The 20186-nt window shown below is 67.5% G+C and carries 19 protein-coding genes; 16 read left to right on the top strand and 3 right to left on the bottom strand.

The genetic code is table 11. The annotated features are described in order from the left end of the window. Positions 1–274: 274 nt before the first annotated feature. Positions 275–1219 (bottom strand): LysR family transcriptional regulator, encoded by a 945-nt coding sequence (locus H7694_RS02865; protein ID WP_193598045.1) that lies wholly within the window; start codon positions 1217–1219, stop codon positions 275–277. A gap of 235 nt (positions 1220–1454) precedes the next feature. Here H7694_RS02865 and H7694_RS02870 point away from each other — a divergent pair, with 235 nt between their 5' ends. The 14 genes from H7694_RS02870 to H7694_RS02935 all read left to right on the top strand — a co-directional run bounded on the left by H7694_RS02870 (position 1455) and on the right by H7694_RS02935 (position 15393). Continuing rightward, complete coding sequence (locus H7694_RS02870; protein ID WP_193598046.1) at positions 1455–2756, top strand: DUF6379 domain-containing protein; 1302 nt, start codon at positions 1455–1457, stop codon at positions 2754–2756. 151 nt (positions 2757–2907) lie between these two features. Next, on the top strand, positions 2908–4206 hold the full coding sequence (locus H7694_RS02875) for an extracellular solute-binding protein (protein ID WP_193598047.1): 1299 nt from the start codon (positions 2908–2910) through the stop codon (positions 4204–4206). 77 nt (positions 4207–4283) lie between these two features. Next, the gene (locus tag H7694_RS02880) at positions 4284–5243 is read left to right on the top strand and encodes a carbohydrate ABC transporter permease (protein ID WP_193598048.1); all 960 of its coding nucleotides are present in this window, start codon (positions 4284–4286) and stop codon (positions 5241–5243) included. A 1-nt stretch (position 5244) separates the two neighbouring features. Further along, positions 5245–6081, top strand: a complete 837-nt coding sequence (locus H7694_RS02885) for a carbohydrate ABC transporter permease (RefSeq protein WP_193598049.1) — start codon at positions 5245–5247, stop codon at positions 6079–6081. Between the two features lie 80 nt (positions 6082–6161). Then, the gene (locus H7694_RS02890; RefSeq protein WP_193598050.1) at positions 6162–6956 is read left to right on the top strand and encodes a TIM barrel protein; all 795 of its coding nucleotides are present in this window, start codon (positions 6162–6164) and stop codon (positions 6954–6956) included. Further along, a complete protein-coding gene (locus tag H7694_RS02895) occupies positions 6953–8473 on the top strand; it encodes a GMC oxidoreductase (protein WP_193598051.1) in 1521 nt (506 codons plus the stop codon). Before H7694_RS02890 ends, H7694_RS02895 begins: the two co-directional genes overlap by 4 nt. Before the next feature lie 50 nt (positions 8474–8523). Beyond that, on the top strand, positions 8524–8928 hold the full coding sequence (locus H7694_RS02900) for a DUF6379 domain-containing protein (RefSeq protein ID WP_193598052.1): 405 nt from the start codon (positions 8524–8526) through the stop codon (positions 8926–8928). Next, entirely contained in the window at positions 8925–10043 is a 1119-nt protein-coding gene (locus H7694_RS02905) for a sugar phosphate isomerase/epimerase family protein (RefSeq protein ID WP_193598053.1), read from the top strand. The genes H7694_RS02900 and H7694_RS02905 overlap by 4 nt, the downstream gene beginning before the upstream one ends. 11 nt (positions 10044–10054) lie before the next feature. Beyond that, the gene (locus H7694_RS02910; protein WP_193598054.1) at positions 10055–11092 is read left to right on the top strand and encodes a sugar phosphate isomerase/epimerase family protein; all 1038 of its coding nucleotides are present in this window, start codon (positions 10055–10057) and stop codon (positions 11090–11092) included. Between the two features lie 33 nt (positions 11093–11125). After that, on the top strand, positions 11126–11902 hold the full coding sequence (locus tag H7694_RS02915; RefSeq protein WP_193598055.1) for a nuclear transport factor 2 family protein: 777 nt from the start codon (positions 11126–11128) through the stop codon (positions 11900–11902). Between the two features lie 8 nt (positions 11903–11910). Continuing rightward, on the top strand, positions 11911–12327 hold the full coding sequence (locus tag H7694_RS02920; RefSeq protein ID WP_193598056.1) for a DUF6379 domain-containing protein: 417 nt from the start codon (positions 11911–11913) through the stop codon (positions 12325–12327). Continuing rightward, complete coding sequence (locus H7694_RS02925) at positions 12324–13505, top strand: Gfo/Idh/MocA family protein (RefSeq protein WP_193598057.1); 1182 nt, start codon at positions 12324–12326, stop codon at positions 13503–13505. The genes H7694_RS02920 and H7694_RS02925 overlap by 4 nt, the downstream gene beginning before the upstream one ends. A 2-nt stretch (positions 13506–13507) precedes the next feature. Beyond that, on the top strand, positions 13508–14515 hold the full coding sequence (locus H7694_RS02930) for a sugar phosphate isomerase/epimerase family protein (protein ID WP_193598058.1): 1008 nt from the start codon (positions 13508–13510) through the stop codon (positions 14513–14515). Positions 14516–14523: 8 nt separating this feature from the next. Next, the gene (locus H7694_RS02935) at positions 14524–15393 is read left to right on the top strand and encodes a ThuA domain-containing protein (protein ID WP_193598059.1); all 870 of its coding nucleotides are present in this window, start codon (positions 14524–14526) and stop codon (positions 15391–15393) included. On the opposite strand, the gene H7694_RS02940 is transcribed toward H7694_RS02935, so the two are convergent. Further along, positions 15375–16886, bottom strand: a complete 1512-nt coding sequence (locus tag H7694_RS02940; protein WP_227468256.1) for a hypothetical protein — start codon at positions 16884–16886, stop codon at positions 15375–15377. The two genes, H7694_RS02935 and H7694_RS02940, sit on opposite strands and share 19 nt — an antisense overlap. Positions 16887–16973: 87 nt before the next feature. After that, on the bottom strand, positions 16974–18251 hold the full coding sequence (locus H7694_RS02945) for an ROK family protein (RefSeq protein ID WP_193598060.1): 1278 nt from the start codon (positions 18249–18251) through the stop codon (positions 16974–16976). 104 nt (positions 18252–18355) lie between these two features. On the opposite strand from H7694_RS02945, the gene H7694_RS02950 reads away from it, so the two are divergent. Together H7694_RS02950 and H7694_RS02955 are read left to right on the top strand one after the other, a co-directional pair. Next, positions 18356–19387, top strand: a complete 1032-nt coding sequence (locus tag H7694_RS02950) for a Gfo/Idh/MocA family protein (protein ID WP_193598061.1) — start codon at positions 18356–18358, stop codon at positions 19385–19387. Continuing rightward, positions 19384–20160: a hypothetical protein gene (locus tag H7694_RS02955; protein ID WP_193598062.1), complete on the top strand. Its 777-nt coding sequence runs from the start codon at positions 19384–19386 to the stop codon at positions 20158–20160. The genes H7694_RS02950 and H7694_RS02955 overlap by 4 nt, the downstream gene beginning before the upstream one ends. Positions 20161–20186 lie beyond the last annotated feature (26 nt).

Genomic DNA, 20186 nt, shown 5'->3' on the forward strand with positions numbered 1-20186 from the left:
CAATGACAAGAAACACCCGGTCAAGTCCAGGTAGGTCGAGTTGCGGCGAGGCATCCGAACCACCGGAATCTCTCGATGCCTAATCGTGAGGTCGCGGGTTCGAGTCCCGCCTCCGCTACGGAATGAAACCCTCGGCTCGCCGGGGGTTTTGTCGTATCCGGGCGTCGTCAGTCGCGCCGCCCGCGAGACTTGCCGTCCAGCACGGTACTTCCGTCCCTGAGCCAAGTCTCGTGCTGGAACAGAAGGCTCGCGGCTGCCGGGCGGCTGGTGGCCGTCAGCCGCTGGCAGGTGCCGGCTCGCCGGACAGGGATGCCGCGGCCTGCTCGAAGATGCCGCGCATCCACGCATGCTCGGGGTCCCGGCTGTGGACCGGATGCCACCAGAGCGCATTGACGACCGGCGTCGCGTCGAACGGCGGCTCGAGGGTGCGCACGCCGGCGACCGATTCGGCGATGTGAGCCAGACCGGCCTGGATCAGGCCGAGGCGGTTGGTGCCCGCGATGAAATGCGGCAGCGCGAGGAAGCTCTCGACGACCGACTCGATGCGGGGCTCGATCCCGAGCTGCTGAAGCTGCCGCGCCGCCGACGTGAACGCGGTGCGCGACTGATAGGTCAGCACCCAGGGCAGGGCGCCGAGCATGTCCATCGTCAGTTCGTCGCCGATCAGCTCATTCGACTCCGCCGCCACCACGACCCAGCTGTCACGCCACAGGTCGGCGTACGGGAGGTCGGTGAGGTGACCGTGGGGGATGACCATCCCGTCCACTGAACGAAGACGGTTGAGCGCGTCGTCGACGATCGCCGGGTTGTGCAGCATGAACCGGAACCGCACCCCGGGCGCCACCTCGGCGGCGATCCGCGACACCTCGCTTCCGATCGTCGCGAAACCGTAGTCCGATCCGTAGATGGAGAACTCCCTGGTCGAGTCTTTCGGGCTCCACGTCGCCTGGCTCTCGAACACGCGGCGTGCCGCCTCGAGCGCCGTCGTCGTGTGCTCGGTCAGACGCACTGCCAGCGGAGTGAGCTCGTACGTGTTTCCTCGCCGCGCGAGGATCTGGTCGTTGAAGTGGGTTCGCAAGCGCGCCAGTGATGCACTCAGCGCCGGCTGGCTCAGGTGCAGCCGCTCGGCCGCACGCGTCACGCTGCGCTCGGTCAGCAGTGCATCGAGCGCGACCAGCAGATTCAGGTCGAGCCTGGAGAGGAGCGGTTGGTTGGACACGACGGTGTGCTCCTGGAGTTCGGGTATCGTTTCGCCAGTGTATCCGCCGGATCTATGGAGGCGGTAGGTCGTATCGCTCGCAACGATGTCCCGAATGGCTCGTGCGTGAAGACGTCGGAACTGTTATGCGGATATTGCACCTACTTATGTCGGGGTGGGTCATAACCCGCTAGTCTCGAACGGCCCGCGACCCGTGATTCGCGCGCAGTCGCGTCCATATAGAGAGTGAGCAACGATGCTTCTCGAGAGAGATCTCATCCAGTCCGTCGGGTTCCGCAATGTGTGGGACGGAGACCGCATCACGGGATTCCAGTTCCGGCTGCGGATGCCGTCGTACCGAGGGATGGTGGCATCCCTGATCGACGGCGTCGCGGTGCGCGTCGGCGACCTCGTCGATGTTCCCGCGGACGTGCCGCACTGGACCTTCGGCTCCCGAAGCTACACGCTCGCGGAGCTGTGGGACTCCGACGACGTGCGCTGGCCGCTTGAGGAGGCCGCTGTCGTCACGGTGCCCCACCCCGGCGGGCTGCCCGAAGGCACGCACGAGGTGGCGATCCAGCTGCGGCTGCGCATGTCATACATACCCCAGGAGCACCAGCCCTCGACGTACGACGTCTCGCGGCACATCACGCTGACCTCGTCAGACCAGGGAGCGCCTTTCAAGTACGGCGTGAGTCTGTACAGCTTCATGACCGACTACGGGACGGTGATGGATCTCGAGACCGCTCTCGCCGCTGTGGCGGACGTCGGTGCGACCGGCGTCGAGATCCTCGGCGAAGGGCATGTCGCCGGATACCCGGAGCCGACGAACGCGTGGATCGACCGGTGGTACGCCCTGCTTGAGAAGTACGCGCTCGAGCCCACCAACTACGGTTCGTGGATCGACACGCGCCTGCATTCGAGTGGCGCGAATGCGCGTGACCTCACGGCGGTCGAGGGTGCGGGGATGCTGCAGCGTGATCTGCGCCTGGCGAAACGTCTCGGGTTCCGCTTCGTCCGCCCCAAGATCGGGGTCGTCTCGAGCGACCTCATCCCGCATCCGATCTGGACCGAGTCCGTCGAGCGTTCCCTTGACCTCGCCCAGGAGCTCGATGTCGTCATCTGCCCCGAGATACACGCGCCGACACCGATCAGGCATGAAGTCGTCGACGACTACATCGACCTCATCGAGCGCACCGGCACGGAGCATTTCGGGCTCCTGCTCGACACTGGGATCTTCCAGGACAGGCCCATTCCGTTGAAGCCCGGTGAGCTCCCCGGCCGCCGCCCCGCGTTCATGGACGGCATCGCCGTGGACCCTGCCGACATCGCCGACATCGCGAAGTACGTCGTCTTCATCCAGGCGAAGTTCCACGACATCGATGAGCACGGCGAGGACCAGCAGATCCCGTGGGAGCCCGTGCTCCGCGCGCTCAAGCAGGCCGGGTACGACGGCTACCTCTCGAGCGAATACGAGGGTGAGCGAAGCCCGTGGCGCTCGATCGAGCAGGTGCGGCGGCAGCATTCGCTGATGCGCTCGATCGCGTCGCGCCTCTGAGTCTGGACGGGTGCGACCGCGGTGCCGTCAGAGTTATGCGCAGTATCGTCAATACTTATGTGTGTTTCTGGCGCATCCCGGTGATACTGAAGTCACAGCACAGGCGCTCGAATGGGCGAGCCGCCGACGATGAAGTCAAGAAAGGCTGGACATGACACAGCACAGTTCCTCGACCCGGCGTCGAGGCGCCCTGATCGCCGTCCCTGTCGCAGGAGCGCTGCTCCTGGCCGGCTGCTCGGCCGCCGGCGGCTCGGACGAAGGGAACGAGTCGGGTTCGGCCGCGTTCTCCTTCACCTTCGCGACGTCCAACAACCTCGAGAGTCCTTACGAGACGCTCGCGAAGGCCTACATGGATGCCAATCCCGATGTCACCATCACGACCAACCCGACCCCGAACGACAAGTACGGTGAGACCATCCGGACCCAGTTCCAGGCGGGCAACGCCGCGGACGTCGTGCAGACCACTCCCGGCTCGGGAGACGCTCGGGGGATCATCCCGCTCGCCGAGGCGGGCTTCCTCGAGCCGCTCGGCGACACCGCCGCCGACCTCGTGCCCGAGGGGAGCGAGACGATCTTCGAACTCGACGGCGAGGTGTACGGTCAGCCGATGGACTTCACGATCGCAGCGGTCGTCGCGAGCATGGGAACCGCCGCGATGAACGGCGTCGAGGAGTGGCCGACATCGGAGTCGGAGCTCTACGAAGTCTGTGAGGCTCTTGCTGCCGACGGCAAGTCGCTTCTCGCGCTCGCCGGTGCGGCCGGCCCCAACGCCGGCCTGACGGCCCAGGGCATCGCTGCCACGCGCGTCTACGCTGACACGCCCGACTGGAACGAGCAGCGCGCCGCCGGCGACGTGACCTTCGCCGAGAGCGACGGGTGGGCGGACACGCTCCAGACGATCATCGATCTGAAGGACGGCGGCTGCTTCCAGCCGGGTGCCGAGGGCGGCGGCTTCGACGCCATCACCAACGGTCTCGCGCAGGGTATGTCCGTCGGCAGCTTCATCCCCTCAGGGGCTGCCATCGAGATCTCCAAGGCGGCTCCGCCGGAGGCGAACTTCAAGGTCCAGCCCTTCCCGGCCGCCGACGGTGGCGATCCGTACATCGTCGCCAGCTCGAACTACACGATCTCGATCAATGCGGCGTCCGAGAAGAAGGACGCGGCGTCCGACTTCGTCGAATGGCTCGCCACGCCGGAGGCGCAGGAGATCTACTACGAGGCGTCGGGTGAGCTGCCGATCTCGTCCTACAAGGACATGGATCTGAGCGAAACGATCTACTCGCCGGTCGTCGATCTGCTGGCAGAGGGCGCCTACACCCCGCTCCCGAACAACATCTGGCCCAACCCTGCGGTGTACGAGGCGCTGCAGGTCGGGGTCCAGGGGCTGCTGACCGGTCAGAAGACCATCGACCAGGTGCTGCAGGACATGGACGCCGCCTGGGGCGATTGAGCAGGATGGCCGCCCGGGCAGCGCGCCCGGGCGGCTCACCCGCCCACCCGAAGGACCACGGATCAACACGAGGAATCATGACCGCGACGCTCAACTCCGAGACCGAGGCGCTGATCGTCCCCAAGCGCAATCGACGGGGACATCGGCCCGATGCTGATCCGCGCCGCCCGGGGCTGCTCAAGTTCGGCCACTGGTGGTGGGCGCTGCCCGGCATCCTTCTGGTCCTCGCGATCCATTACGCGGCCACCGCGATCGGCGGGTTCTTCGCCTTCACCGACTGGTCGGGGATCGGCGACTTCAACTGGATCGGGTTCGAGAACTTCATCAAGATCTTCGGCGATCCCACCCAGATCGGGGCGGTCACCAACACGCTGTTCCTCGCGTTCGCCTCGGTCATCCTGTCCAACATCGCGGGACTCGCCCTCGCCCTCGGCCTCAACCGCGGGCTGAAGAGCCGCTACGCCCTGCGCGTGCTGTTCTTCATGCCCGTCGTGCTCAGCCCGCTGGCCGTCTCGTACGTGTGGAAGTTCATCTTCGACTACAACGGGCCGATCAACGGTGTGCTGCGCTCACTCGGCCTCGGCGAATTCGCGAAGGCGTGGGTCGCAGACCCCACCTGGGCGATCTGGACCATTCTGATCGTCATCGTGTGGCAGAACACGGGTTTCGCGATGGTCATCTACATGGCCGGCCTCGCAGCGGTGCCCCTCGAGATCGAAGAGGCAGCGGCGATCGACGGAGCGGGTCTGTGGCAGCGCTTCTGGCAGATCACGCTCCCGTCGATCCGTCCGGCCGTGGCGATCGCGACCACATTGGGGCTGGTCAACGGGCTGCGGGTCTTCGACCAGATCATGGCACTCACCGGTGGTGGACCTGCCCGGGCCACCGAGACCCTGGCGACGCAGGTCTACAAGGAGTCGTTCGCACTGGGCAACTTCGGGTACGGCGCCGCCCTGGCGCTCGTGCTCACGGTCATCATTCTCGTCTTCGCCGTCATCCAGCAGCGGGTGACCACCGGTCGCCCTGAGGAGGCCTGACATGTTCCGCTACACGAAGTTCACCGCCCTGCGCGAAGTGCTCTTCTGGGGGCTCGCGGTCGTCTTCCTCGCCCCGTTCTACTTCCTGGTCACGACCGCCCTGAAGTCCGACGAGGAGGTGCTGACGACCTCGAATCTGGCACCGCCCACGAGCCCCGACTTCGGCAACTTCGCCGACGTGCTCACAGCACAGGGCAACTCGAACGTGGTCCAGGGCCTGATCAACAGTCTCATCATCACCGCGGGCAGCATCCTCGGGCTCATCCTCCTGGGGGCGCTCACCGGCTACGTCATCGCGCGGAGCACCCGTCGCTGGAGTCGCGCCGTCTTCTACCTGTTCCTCATCGCCATCGTCCTGCCCACACAGCTCGGAACCGTACCGCTCTACATCGGCGCCCGGGCGGTGGGCCTCACGGGGTCGGTGTGGGGGATGATCCTGCTGTACACCGGGATGCTCCTCCCACTGGCGATCTTCCTCTACTCCGGCTTCTTCCGGGGACTCGGCACCGAGTACGAGGAGGCGGCGACGATCGATGGGGCATCGCGCACGCAGATCTTCTTCCGCGTCGTTCTGCCGCTGATGTCGCCGGCGACGGGAACGGTCGCGATCCTCGCGGGGCTCATCGTCTGGAACGACTTCTTCACGTCGCTGATCTTCCTCGGCGGCTCCGCGAACCAGACTCTCCCCGTCGCGATGTATTACTACATCGGCTCGCTCGTGTCGTCCTGGAACAAGATCTTCGCGATCGTGATCGTCTCGATGATCCCCATCCTCGCCTTCTACCTCTTCGCGCAGAAGCGCTTCATCCAGGGATTCGCCGGCGGCCTCAAGGGCTGAACGACGACCCCGCCCCGCGACGGCCGTCGCGTCTCTCATCCATGCCCACACCGATGTCCTGACGACCCCAGGAGAAGCACATGTATCAGCTCGCACCCAACATCGAACTCCTCTTCACCGAGGCCGGCGACTATCACGACCGCGTCCGTGCGGCCGCGGAAGCGGGCTTCGATGCCGTGGAGATGTGGGGGCCGACCGGCGTGGATGCGCCGGCGAAGCCCAAAGACCTTCCGGCGCTCAAGGCGGCATTGGAGGAGACCGGCACCCAGCTGACCGCACAGCTCTCCGAACCGCGCACGCAGTTCATGATCCCGCCGTGGGATCACTCGGAGTTCTTCCGCAAGCTGGATGAGGGCGTCGCCATCGCACGCGACCTCGGCTGCCCGCGCGTCGTCGTCGGCAGCGGAACCGGATTCGGCGGCTGGAAGCGGCAGGTGCAGCTCGACAAGCTCATCGAGATCTACCAGAAGGCCGTCGCGCAGATCGACGGCTCCGGGATCACCCTGGTGCTCGAGCCCGTGAACATCCGCGTCGATCACCCGGGGTCGCTGCTGGATCGCACGGCCGAGGCGGCCTACGTCGCCCGGGGCGTCGAGTCGCCGCACTTCGGTGTGCTGTACGACATCTACCACTCCGCCGTCGAAGGGGAGGACATGGCCGCCGAACTCGCCGACGCCGGTGACCTGATCAAGTACGTGCAGCTGGCTGACGCGCCTGGCCGCGGAGAGCCCGGTTCGGGCGCACTCGACTGGCCGAACCGGCTCGGCATTCTCCGGGCCGCCGGCTACGCGGGCCCGATCGGGCTGGAGTACTACCCGACGCAGGAGTCGGCGGCGTCGGTCGCCCTCATCCGGGACGTGGCGGTTACGGCATGAACGCGTATCCCGCCTCGGTCGACGTCGCGATCGTCGGCAGCGGACCCACCGGTGCGACGTACGCGCGCATCCTGACCGAGCGTGCCCCGCACGCCACGATCGCGATGTTCGAGGTCGGCCCGACCGTCTCGCAGCCGCCGGGCGCGCACGTGAAGAACATCGAGGATGCTGAGCAGCGGACACACGCACAGCGCCGTTCCGAAGGACCGGGCGCCGGGTCTGCGACAGTGAACTCTCCCGGCGCGGTGCGGTCGGGTGAGCGGCGGGCGAGGCCCGGTACGTATCTGCTCGCCGACGGCTTTCAGGCGGACGGCGAGGACGGACTGCCCGTGGTGGCGTTCTCGAGCAATGTCGGCGGAATGGCCGCGCACTGGACCGGTGCGTGCCCGCGACCGGGAGGAAGCGAGCGCATCGGATTCATCCCCGATATGGACGAGCTGCTCGACGATGCCGACCGCCTTCTGGGCGTGACGACGGATGCTTTCGACGCCGCGCCCTTCACCTCTCTGGTGCGGGAGCGGCTCGCCGCTGTGGTCGATGAGGGCCGGGACGAAGCCGCCCGCGTGCAGCGGATGCCGCTCGCGGTGCATCGCCGAGAAGACGGCAGGCTCGTGTGGTCCGGCTCGGACGTCGTGCTCGGAGACGTCACACGCAGCAACCCCGGCTTCTCACTGTTCGATGAATCGCTGGTGACTCGCGTCCTCGTCGAGGATGGACGGGCTGCCGGGGTGGTGGTTCGAGACCTGAGCACCGGGGATGAGCACGAGATCCGCGCTCGCGTCGTGGTGGTCGCAGCCGATGCGCTCCGCACTCCGCAGGTGCTGTGGGCCTCCGGCATCCGTCCCGCTGCGCTCGGCAGGATGCTCAACGACCAGTCGCAGGTCGTCTACGCCGCCCGGCTGCGCGACGTGGATCCGCCGCGCGAGGATCAGATCGCCGCATCCGGCGCGCTCAGCGAGCAGAGCGGGGTGAGCTGGGTGCCCTTCACGGATGACATGCCGTTCCACGGTCAGATCATGCAGCTCGACGCCTCACCCGTTCCGCTCGCCGATGACGACCCGGTCGTCCCTGGATCGATCGTGGGCCTCGGGCTCTTCTGCGTGAAGGATCTGCAGTGGGACGACAGGGTCGAGTTCTCGGACTCCGAGCTCGACTCGTACGGCATGCCGGCGATGCGCGTGCACTACCGGCTCACCGACCGGGATCACGACGTGCTCGATCGCGCACGCGCCCAGATCGTCGAGCTGGCACGTGCGGTCGGTGAGCCCATCGGCGAGCATCCGTTCACGATGCCGCTGGGTGCCTCGCTGCACTATCAGGGCACCACGCGGATGGGTGAGACCGAAGACGGTCGCAGCGTGTGCGGCCCCGACAGCGAGGTGTGGGGAGTGTCCGGCCTGTTCGTCGCCGGCAACGGCGTGATCCCGACATCGACAGCGTGCAACCCGACGCTCACCTCGGTGGCGCTGGCGATTCGCGGTGCACGGCGGATCGCATCCGCTCTTGCTTATGTCTGATTCAGACATTAGAGTGTAGAAACAAGGAATAAGTAGTCAAGGAGGACTCTGTGATCCCCGATCGCATCATCGAGCAGGGCACGCTCACGACCGACGGCACGCGCGTTGCCGTCGAGGTGCGCCTGCCCTGGTATCGCGCCCTGCCCGCATCCTGCATCGGCGGCGCGACCCTCACGGTCGACGGCGTCGCAGCGCCGGCCGCGTCGCTCCGCTGGACGATGAACGGCCGCACCCGCACCTTCGAAGAACTCGTCCCGGACACCGAGCAGTGGTGGTTCCCCACCGACTCGGCCGTGCTCTCGGGTGAGCTCGCACTCGACGACGACGCTGAGCACGACGTCGAGGTCGGCTTGGTGCTCTACATCCCCTACATCGTCATCGGCGCCGATGAGGTGCTCCACATCGAGGAGCACGACGCCAAGCGCATGACCGCTCGGAAGGCGGTGGCAGCATGAACACTCGGCAGGTTCAGGGATCGAAGGGCTCGCCCATCCAGGGCGTCACCCTGTACAGCTTCACCCGCGCCTTCCACGGCCGTGAGTACGACCTCGAAGGGCTGATCCGCAAGGTCGCCGCGGACGGCTATGGCCCGGGACTCGAGATCATCGGATTCTCGAGCTTCCGCGGTTTCCCCGTGATCGACGATCGATTCGCCGGCTGGTTCCGCGACCTCGTCGCCGAGACCGATCTCGTCACCACCTCGCTTGCCGTGAACGCCGACATCGGCATCCACCGCGACAGGCTCCTCACGCAGGACGAACTGCTGGAGTACATGCGCCTCCAGATCGCCGCAGCGGCCAAGCTCGGCTTCCCGATCGCACGCGTGCAGATCTCGATCACACCGGACTCGATGGAGGCCCTCGCCCCGATCGCCGAGGACTACGGCGTCACCCTCGCCCTGGAGGTGCACGCGGATCAGTACGCGTCGCATCCCCGCATCCTCGCGCTCCGCGACCGATACGAGAAGGTCGGCTCGCCGTTCCTCGGATTCACCATGGACTGGGGAGCGACCGTGAGCGGCTTCGCACCCTCGCTGCTGGAGGCGTACCGGCGCCGCGGGGCCTCAGAAGACCTCCTCGGCAAGGTCGTCGAGCTCTGGGACGAGTTCTACCAGCAGGGCCCGCCGGCCGACCAGGCCGACCACGGCCAGCGCTTCGGACGCTTCATCGCCCTCGCTGCGCAGAACGGGCGCCCCGACCTCGGCATCGACTTCGGGATCAACGGCACGGGACTCTTCGGCCCGGCACGCGTCGACGACTGGCTCGAGATCCTTCCCTGGATCAAGCACGTCCACGGCAAGTTCTTCGGCATCGACGAGACCGGAGAGGAGCCCTCCGTGCCGGTGCGCGACCTCATCCGCCTGCTCGTGGAGAACGGTTACAACGGCGCCGTCTCGAGCGAGTACGAGGGGTGGCACTGGAACCACTGGCAGTCGCCGTTCGAGATCATCGCCGGCGAGCAGGCCGTGCAGCGCTCCGCCGCCGAGGCCGCCGGGTCTCGCATGATCACGGATGCCGACCAGGCTCGCACCGCGCTCTCCCACCATCTTCCCCAGACCGCCGGTCGCTGAAAGGACCCATCATGACCGCAGACGGCATCGCAGGCACCGACATCAAGCTCGGTACGACCCTCTACTCCATGACCAGCGAGTTCGCCGCGGGGCTGTACTCGCCGGAGACCCTCATCCGCGCAGTCCACGACGAGGGCATCGGCCCGGGCATCGAGTTCAACATCGCGCAGCTGCTGCGCACCTACCCCGACGTCGACGACGCCTTCGTGAAGCTCTGGTTCGACTCGATCGAGCGATACGGGCTGGAGCCGAGCGCCATCGGAACCAACCTCGACATGGGGCGCCGCAAGGACCGCGACATGACTCCCGACGAGGAGCACGAATTCCTGGCACGACAACTGAAGACCGCGCACACACTGGGCTTCAAGCGTGTGGTGATCCGCTCCCACGGCAAGGAGCTGCTGCGCAGCCTGCTGCCACTGGCGGAGAAGTACGACCAGAAGCTCGGCTACGAGATCCATGCGCCGTCAGGACCGAACGACCCGCACGTACTGCAGATCCGGGAGATGTACGAGGAACTCCAGTCCGACCGCCTCGGGTTCACCGCCGACTTCTCATCGACCATGCACAGCCTGTCTCCCACTCTGCTGCGGACACTGCGGCAGATGGGCATGGATGAGAAGCACTTCTCGGTCATGGACGAGATCTGGCACGAGCCGACGCCGATGCACGTGCGCAACCAGAAGTTCGAGGACTACCTCACGGGTGAGGGCGTCGACTTCCTGCGATTCGGCCCGTTCACGCGACTCGCGTTCAACATGCACGGACTCGTCCCGCCCGAGGAGTGGCTGGACATCATGCCGCAGATCTTCCATGTGCACGCGAAGTTCTACGACATCGGCGCGGACGGCGAGGAGCCGGCGATGGACATTCCGCGTATCGTCCGACAGTTCGTCGAGGGCGGATACCAGGGCTATCTCTCGAGCGAGTGGGAGGGCCACGCCTTCTCGGATCTCGGCGAGTCGGATCCGATCGATCTGGTCCGCAAGCAGCACGCGCTCATGCGCGGCGCCATCGAAGAGGCCGTCGCCCGGCGTCAGCCGGCGTGACCGCGGCCCGGTATACGGATCACAAGGAGTGACATGACCGACACCGTCGTCGACGTCTCGCAGCTCGCCGCCGAAGTGGCGCGGCTGCGGGAACAGGTCGCGGGTGCCCAGCGGCTCGCGCAGCGCGCGGAGGACCGCGGCCAGGTGGAGAACCTATTCAACCGCTACATGTACCTGCACAACGCGTTCCAGGACGAGCAGATCATCCCGCTGTGGGTCAAGGAGGGCACCGAGGGCATCCGTGCCCGCTACACCAACGCCGGGCAGTACACCACGTGGGAGAGCGTCACGCGTTATCACCGCGACCGTCCCTCCCCGCAGGGAAAGCTCATCCTCCACGCCACGACGACGCCTGTGATCGAGATCGCAGGCGACGGGCGGACGGCGAAGGGCGTGTGGCTGATGGCCGGCACCGAGTCCGGACTGACCGACCCGGAGGTCGCACAGGCGTTCCCCGACATGTACTCGCCCGACGAGGTGCTCGGCAAGAAGGTCTGGGCGCACTGGGTGTGGTGCAAGTACGCGATCGACTTCCTCAAGCAGGACGGCGAGTGGAGGTTCTGGAAGTTCCGCTGCTACGAGCTCGCGCGTGCCCCGTTCGAGGAGAACTGGGTGAGCTTCGGTCTGAAGAACCAGGACGCCTTCGACCTCGACCTGATGTACTTCGGCGATGACGGCAAGCCGGTCTTCATGCCGCCCGCCGACGAGCCTGTTCCGGCGACCAACCATCCCTACAGCCCCGAGACCGTCCAGAAGCTCGAGCCCGTGCCGCCGGTGGCGCACGAGCGATTCACCGACACTTTCGCCTAGGAGGCATCATGGCCACTCACAACTCCCTCTTCTCCGAGAAGGACGTCCGTCGCACTGACGACGGACTCGCGGTCTCGGTGCAGCTGCCCTGGTACCGCAGCCTCTGGCTCTCGGCGGTCGACGACGTCGCAGTGACCGTCAACGGCACTCCGGTGCCCACCGACGACCTGCGCTTCGCACTCGCCGGCAGCGAGTACAGCGTGACCGAGCTTCCCGAGCGATCCGACACCCTGTGGTTCGTCGCAGATCGTCCGGATGTGCTCATCCACCTCGACGAGGTTCCCGCCGCGGGCGAGAGGATCACGGTCGAGGTCGTGCTGACGATGCGCCTGCTCTACATGCAGATCATGCCGGGCGTCGACGGCGGACCCGGCCGCTACGTCACCAACCGCGTCCCCGTCGAGCGTGAACTGGTGCTGGCATGACCATCCGGGTGGCCATGATCGGTCACGGCTTCATGGGTGCCGCGCACTCCGTCGGCTGGCGGCAGGCGCCGCGGATGTTCGACCTGCCCGACGATGTCGAGATGGCGGTCGTGGTCGGTCGCGATCCGGAGAAGGTCGCCGCCTCGGCCGCACAGTGGGGCTGGTCGGAGTGGGCGACCGACTGGCGCGAGGTGGTCGCCCGCGACGACATCGATCTGGTCGACATCGTCACGCCCGGTGACTCGCACGCCGAGATCGCGATCGCCGCGCTGGAAGCAGGCAAGCACGTGCTGTGCGAGAAGCCGCTGGCGAACACGGTGGACGAGGCGACTGCGATGGCGGATGCCGCTGCACGAGCAGCCGCACGCGGCGTCCGCTCCATGGTGGGCTTCACCTACCGTCGCGTTCCCGCCGTCACGCTGCTGCGTGATCTGATCGCACAGGGCGCGGTGGGGCGGATAGCTCAGGTGCGGGCCGCGTACCGGCAGGACTGGCTCGTGGATCCCGCGATGCCGCTGGCGTGGCGACTGCAGAAGGAGCACGCCGGTTCGGGCGCTCTCGGCGACATCGGCGCGCACATCATCGACATGACGCAGTTCGTGACCGGACTCGACGTCACCTCGGTATCGGGTGTCGTCGACACGATCGTCAGGAAGCGTCCGCTGCAGGCCTCCGGGGTGGGGCTGGCGGGAACGGCTGCCGACGGTTACGGTGACGTGACGGTCGACGACATCGCGCTGTTCTCCGGCCGGCTGTCGACCGGAGCGCTCGTCTCGTTCGAGGCCTCGCGCTTCGCGACCGGACGGAAGAACGACCTCTCGATCGAGGTGTCCGGTGACAGGGGCGCGCTGCGGTTCGACCTTGAGGACCTCAACACCCTCTGGTTCTACGACCGCACCGCTCCCGAGTCGACGCAGGGGTTCACCCGCATTCTCGTGACCGAGCCTCAGCATCCGTATCTGGCCGGCTGGTGGCCGGCGGGGCACATGCTCGGCTACGAGCACGGCTTCAGCCACCAGGTGGTCGACCTCGTCACCGCGATCGCCGAGGGCACGGACCCCCACCCGTCGTTCGAGGACGGGCTGTCGGTGCAGCGCGTGCTCGCCGCCGTCGAAGCGAGCTCGGCCGACGACTCCGCCTGGACCCGCGTCGATGCCGACGCCACTGTGAAGGGATAGACATGTCACGTCCGATCACGCTGTTCACCGGTCAGTGGGCCGACCTGCCGTTCGAAGAGGTCGCCCGCCTCGCGGGCGAGTGGGGCTATGACGGCCTCGAGATCGCCTGCTGGGGTGATCACATCGACGTCTCCCGCTGGGATGACGCCGACTACGTGCAGTCGCGCCTGGACATCCTCGAGCGCAACGGGCTGAAGGCCTGGGCCATCTCCAACCATCTCGCCGGTCAGGCCGTCTGCGACGACCCGATCGACGAGCGGCACCGCGACATCCTGAACGACCGCGTGTGGGGTGACGGCGACCCGGAGGGTGTGCGTCAGCGCGCTGCCGAGGAGCTGAAGATGACCGCCCGGTTCGCCGCGAAACTCGGCGTCAAGACGGTCACCGGGTTCACCGGATCGTCGATCTGGAAGGCCGTGGCGATGTTCCCGCCGGCCTCAGACGAGTGGATCGCGGCCGGCTACCGGGATTTCGCGGATCGCTTCCACCCGATCCTCGACGTGTTCGAAGAGGTCGGAGTGCGCTTCGCGCTCGAGGTGCATCCGTCCGAGATCGCCTATGACTACTGGACGGCGAAGGCGACCCTCGAGGCGATCGGCCACCGCGAGAGCTTCGGCATCAACTTCGATCCGTCGCACTTCATGTGGCAGCAGCTGGATCCCGTCGCGTTCGTGCTCGACTTCGCCGACCACATCCTCCACGTGCATGTGAAGGAGTCGATCACCAACCTCGACGGCCGCAACGGCGTGCTGGGGTCGCACCTGCCATGGGCCCACCCGCGCCGCGGGTGGACGTTCGTGTCCACCGCGCACGGCGAGGTGCCGTGGGAGCCGCTGTTCCGCGCGCTGAATGCGATCGGCTATACCGGCCCCACGTCGGTCGAATGGGAGGATGCCGGAATGGATCGTCTGCACGGCGCGCCGGAGGCGATCGCGTTCGTGCGCGAGCTGAACGCCATCACGCCCCCGGCGGCAGCCTTCGACGCGGCGTTCTCGACCAAGACCGAGTGACGGCGAGTATGGGCGAGATCCTGGATGTGCTCATCCTCTCCGGTCACATGACCCGGGAGCACGACAACGAGTTCCGCAGCTTCCGCCAGCACAACCAGTGGCTGACGACCCTGCTCGAGGACACCGGGCGTTTCCGCGTGCGGGTGATCGAGGACCCTCGGGGCCTCGGCGCCGAGGTCATCGACCGGTACGACGTCGTGATCGTCGTGTTCGAGGGGCGCGACGGCTACCACGAGAAGGCGATCGGCTTCGGCGAGGAGACGGATGCCGCACTGCTCAGGTTCGTGCACGACGACGGCAAGGGCATCGTGTGGTTCCACGGCTCAGCGGCACAGGAGGACGACTGGGGGCATCCGCAGGAGTACAACGTGATGCGCGGCTCGAGGATGACCGTGGCCGGCGGGCTGCGGCCACGGCCGTGGGGTGAGGCGCAGCTCGACACCGTCGAGCCGCGACACGCGATCACCGAGGGGATCAGCGCGCGGTGGACGGTGACCGGCGACGACATCCTCACGGGCGTCGAGATCCTCGACGGTGCGCAGGTTCTTCTGACCACCTACGACGACCTCGAGTCCTACGTGAACGCGCCGAACTGGCCCATGTCGCACTACCCGGTCGCGATCCCGCAGGAGGGCGTGGCGGCGCTGCCCGGTATGAACACCGACCAGCCGATCGCCTGGATCAACGAGTACGGCGCCGGGAGATCTTTCACGATCACGATCGGTCACGACATCGACACGTTCCGGCGTGTGGAGTTCATCCGGATGTTCCCGCGGGGCGTCGAGTGGGCTGCGACGGGCGAGGTCACGCTCAGCGGTCCCGACCGCCGCGGCGAGCGGCGCTTCCTGCCGTGGCCGTACTACAACGGCGAGGGCTGAGCGTGGTCTGACAGTGCCCGCCGCGCGAGGGCCAGGTGGCTGCGTGTCATGGTGGCCGCGTCGGCTTCGAGCCACTCGTGGCCGCCCCATTCGCTGGTCAGGCTGCCGGTGAAGCCGCTGCGGCGCAGAGCGGCGCCGATGTCGCGGATCGGACCCGAGACCCGGTCGTCGTCATCGTCGAGATCCCAGAACTTGAGGTGGACGGCGCCTGTCAGGGGGAGCAGAGGCTCGAGGTCGGCGATCTGAGAGCGTCCGAAGCGCACGAGCAGGTTCATGAAGAGCATGTGCGCGGCCGCGGGGACCTGCCCGCCCCGCAGTGCGTCGCGTACGGCTGACTGCGTCTCGGATGACTGCCACTCCTGCTCGAGCCGCGTGGTGAGCGCGGCATCCACGCCCGCACGGCGCAGCGCGTCGAGGTAGCTCGGCGGCAGCGACGGCATGAGCATGCTGATGTCGATCAATACGCGCAGGTGCGGGTCATCGAGGTCGTGCAGGAGCGTCAGGTTCGCCGCGGTGTCGGGCGCATCGAGTGACTGCGGGCCCTGGATCTCCTCGTAGAGAACGATGTCGAACTCGTTCAGCACCGGCTGCACGAGGCGCAGGAGATCACGGCCCGCCTGGCCGAAGGGCACGCGAACGCCTCGGGCGCCCAGCCGGGCAGCCGCGCGCAGCTGCGGTGCGAGGAACGCGAATCGCTCCTGCTCGGTGCGCCGTCGCGACGGGGAGGCCCAGTCGTCCAGACTCGCCCCGACGATCGTCACGCGACCCCCTGCAGCTGCCAGGCGCGTGCGGAACGCGTCGACGTCCGCGGTGGACGGCTCCGGGAACGATCGCCACATCTGGCCGGGCTCGATCTCGATCGCCGGCGCGATGTCATCCGCCACGATTCCGATCGCGATGTCGGCCGCTGATCGTGCGGTGCCGATCACCTCACGAGTCCAGTTGAACGCACTCGCCGACAGCATCCAGTCCTCGGGGTCGGAGGGCGGATCGATGGTCCGCTCCGTGACCGCTGCACCCGCTGCCTCGCGAGGATCGGTGCCGGTCCCGGCATCGGCACTGTGCGGTGCGCCGGGGGTGTGCGGTGCGCCGGGGGTGTGCGGCGCGACGGGGGTGTGCGGTGCGACGGGGGTGAGCGGGCGTTCGTCATGGAACCGCAGCACGAGTGGTGCGTCGGGTCCTGCGGGCAGGTAGGGCACGTGCAGCCTCATCGACACCGCGACGTCGTGTTCGCCCGGAGGGAGGACCTGCGCGCAATGCAGTTCGAGTCGATCCTGAATGAACCACCAGCCGGGTTCCCGGGTGAGTGAACCCGGTGCGATCCGCCTCCCGTCGATGGCTGCTCTGACCGGGATGGAGGAGCCGTCGACCCGCACCTCGAGGTGGGTGACTGCGGCGAGGGGCATGGATCGGATCCACGGCAGGCTCAGCCGCAGGACGAAGCCGGAGTCGGTCGTCTCAAGTGCATCGTCCAGCAGCAGCGGCAACGTCATGCGTGTACTCCCTTGTCCACAGCCGTACGGCTTCTGGCAGAAAAATACACGCTTATGCCGGTTATTGGAAGAAGTGCGATTGTGTCATCACGGCGCGATCTCGGCGGTGCCGCGGATCGCATCGATCGACGGTCGTCCGTCGCCGAACCAGCGTGGGAAGGTCACATCGAACAACTGCTCGCGCACCATCTCCACGCCGCCGCGCAGCGGCTCGCGGCGATCACTCACAGACGTTGCGATGGTCAGATCGCGTGTAGCCAGGGGGATCGAGAGCTCGTACACGCGCTGGCGCACCTCGGCGAGCAGCAGCTCGCCCGCCCCCGCCATGGCGCCCCCGATCACGATGACCGACGGGTTGAACATGTTCACGAGCGCGGCGATCGACTCTCCGACGACTCGCGCCGAGCGCTGCACGAGGCGGATGGCGAGTGCGTCGCCGTCCTCGGCGGCCGATGAGATGAGCTCGGGCGTGAGCTCATCGCCCGCCGAGACGGCGGCGGCCAGCACACCCGTCGCTCCTGCTTCGATCTCGGCGAGTGCGTCGCGGATCAATGCCCAGCCGCCGGCCACTGCTTCGAGGCAGCCGACCTTGCCGCACCGGCACAGGACCTCGGAGTCCCGCACCCGAACGTGGCCGATGTCACCGGCTGCGCCGTTGACGCCTCGATGGATGCGGCCGTGTGACAACAGGCCGGCACCGATGCCGGAGCCGATCTTGCAGTAGATGAGGTCCAGGTGCTCGTCACCGCGGCGTGCGCGCTCGCCGAAGGTCAGCAGATTGACGTCGTTGTCCACCCAGACCGGGACGTCGTAGCGCTGCTCGAATCGACGCCGCACGTCGAAGCCATTCCATCCGGGCATGATCGGCGGCGCGACCGGACGTCCGCTTTCGAAGTCCACGGGTCCGGGCACGCCGACCCCGATACCCCAGACGGGCAGGTCTGGCGTGCGGCCGAGCAGTTCGTCGATCAGGCGGAGCGCCTCATCCAGCGTCTCGGCGGGGCCTTTGGAGATGTCCCAGCGGGCGTGAGCCTGATCGATGACGTCTCCGTCCAGGAGGGCCACGCCGACGTGGATGTGCAGGGCGCCGAGCGCGCACACCACGATTCGTCCCGCGTCGCCGCGGAAGCGAAGTGTGCGCGGGGCGCGGCCGCCGGACGAGGGGCCGAACTCGCCGTCGGCGAGATAGCCGATCTCGATCGCGTGATCGACGCGCTGCGTCACGACCCCCCGGCCCAATCCCGTCACGCGGCCGATCTCGGGGCGGGTCGTCGCCTCGCCTGTGCGAACCATGTTGACGATGCGCAGAAGGCTCGTCATCTCGTCAGTCTGTGCGCCGAATCGCAGCGTGGACTCTCTGGCCATGGTCGATTGTTGCATAACTGGGTGTCGTTCCGGCGGATTTCGCGCAATCTATAGTCAAACGTCTTCAAACTTAGGTACGCTTCGTGCGAAAGCGAGGAGGCGACATGACGCTCGGTGTGGGAATCATCGGCGCCGGTCCGGGCGTGGCCGCACTGCACGTCCCGACGCTGGCCCGGCTGGCGGAGACCTTCCGCATCGCGCACGTCGCCGATGCGGGCAGCGGCCGCGCTGCGGCGCTCGCCGGGCAGGTGGGTGCGCGCTCATCGACCGGCATCGAGACGCTGCTGGCGGATGACGATGTGGATGTCGTCGCGATCTGCAGCCCGCCGGACGAGCATGCCCGGCATGTCATCGCCGCGGTCGAAGCGGGCAAGCGCGCCGTCTTCTGCGAGAAGCCGCTGGCAGTGACGATCGAGCAGGCGGAGGAGGCCGCCGAGGTATGCCGACGGGCCGGAGTGCCGCTGATCGTCGGCACCAATCACTGCTTCGATCCCGCGTGGGGTCGGGCGAAGCACCACCTCGCCCGGTCCGGCGGCCAGGTCGTCTCGATCTCCGTGACCCTCGCCCTGCCACCCAATACGCGTTATCACGAGCTCGTCGCCGAGATTCCTGTCGCTTCCGGCGGACATCGGCCACCCGATCTCACCCGGCCCGAGATCGCAGCCGATGTCGTCCGGCGGCTTCTCGTCGGACTCGGCATCCATGACCTCCCGCTCGTGCGCGACCTCGCCCCACGGCTGGAGAGGGTGCTCTTCGCTCGGGCAGTCCCGCCGCTGGGGTGCGCCGTGGGCTTCATCGCGCAGGGCATCCCCGTCCAGTTCACGACCGTGATGCTGCCCGGCGGCGCCGACGCGCTCTGGCGCATCACCGTCACGACCTCCGGCGAGCGGGTCGACGTGACCTTCCCGCCTGCCTTCGTGCACGCGGGCGGCGCGGAGGTCCGCGTGCGCACGGCTGACGGTCGCGACACGCTCTATTCGCAGGGCGCCATCGACGGGTACATCGCCGAGTGGCGCGCCCTCGCCGAACTGCTCGACGCCGGGCTCCCGGTGGAGTACGACGAACTGCTCGACGACGCGCGCTACGCCCTCCGCCTCGCCGATGAGGCAGCCGCACTCGTAGGGTCCGCCGCATGAGGGCGCGGGTCGTCACGCGCCTCGAGCCGTATCTCGTCGCGATCGCCGAGCTGCCCGAAAGCGCCGAGTCCGCCCCAGAGGCTGAGGGCTCCATCGTGGTCGTGGACGGTCAGGGCGACTGGTGCTCGGCTGCGGCGGACGCGCTCGCGCGCGGCGCGGCCGCGATCATCGTCTCTCGGCCGTCGCCGGCCCCAGTCGGGTCACTGGACGCCCTCGCCGCCGTCGTGCAGAGCGTTCCGGTGATCCTCGAGCGCGACCTGCTGCGCGCTGACGCCGTCGATCTGGTCAGGGACTCGATGAGCGAGATCGCGACGCCGGCCGTCCTCGCCGTCGAATGTCATGCGCCCCGTCCTCAGCTAGGCACGGCATTGCATGATGCGATCGGCTGGGCCCGAGTGATCGCCGGGGCGCGGCTGTCGGTGCGATCGGGCGCTTCGTCCGGCGGGCGGGTGCTCGGCCTGCTCGAGGCAGGCCCGGACGCGGCGGTGCCAGTGATCGCCGGGGAGCAGCCCGGTGCCGGGCCGCTCGGATGCGTGCGCGTCACAACCCTCGCCGAGACGCGTCTCGAGGTCGAGGCGGCGCGGGATGTCGTCGTGGCCGTCACCGATTCCACCGGTCGACGTGTCCTACCGGCCCTGTTCGAGTCCCCGCACCGTGTCGCCCTGCGTCGCGCGATCGCCGCCGTGTGCACAGGCACGGGGACGGTTGACCTCCGCGATCTTCGTGACGACGCGGCCGCCGTCGAGGCCTTGCTCGCCACCGCAGGCGCATAAATGTGAGTGATCATGAAGATCGACGA

The sequence above is a fragment of the Microbacterium sp. YJN-G genome, from assembly GCF_015040615.1.
Taxonomy (GTDB): Bacteria; Actinomycetota; Actinomycetes; order Actinomycetales; family Microbacteriaceae; genus Microbacterium.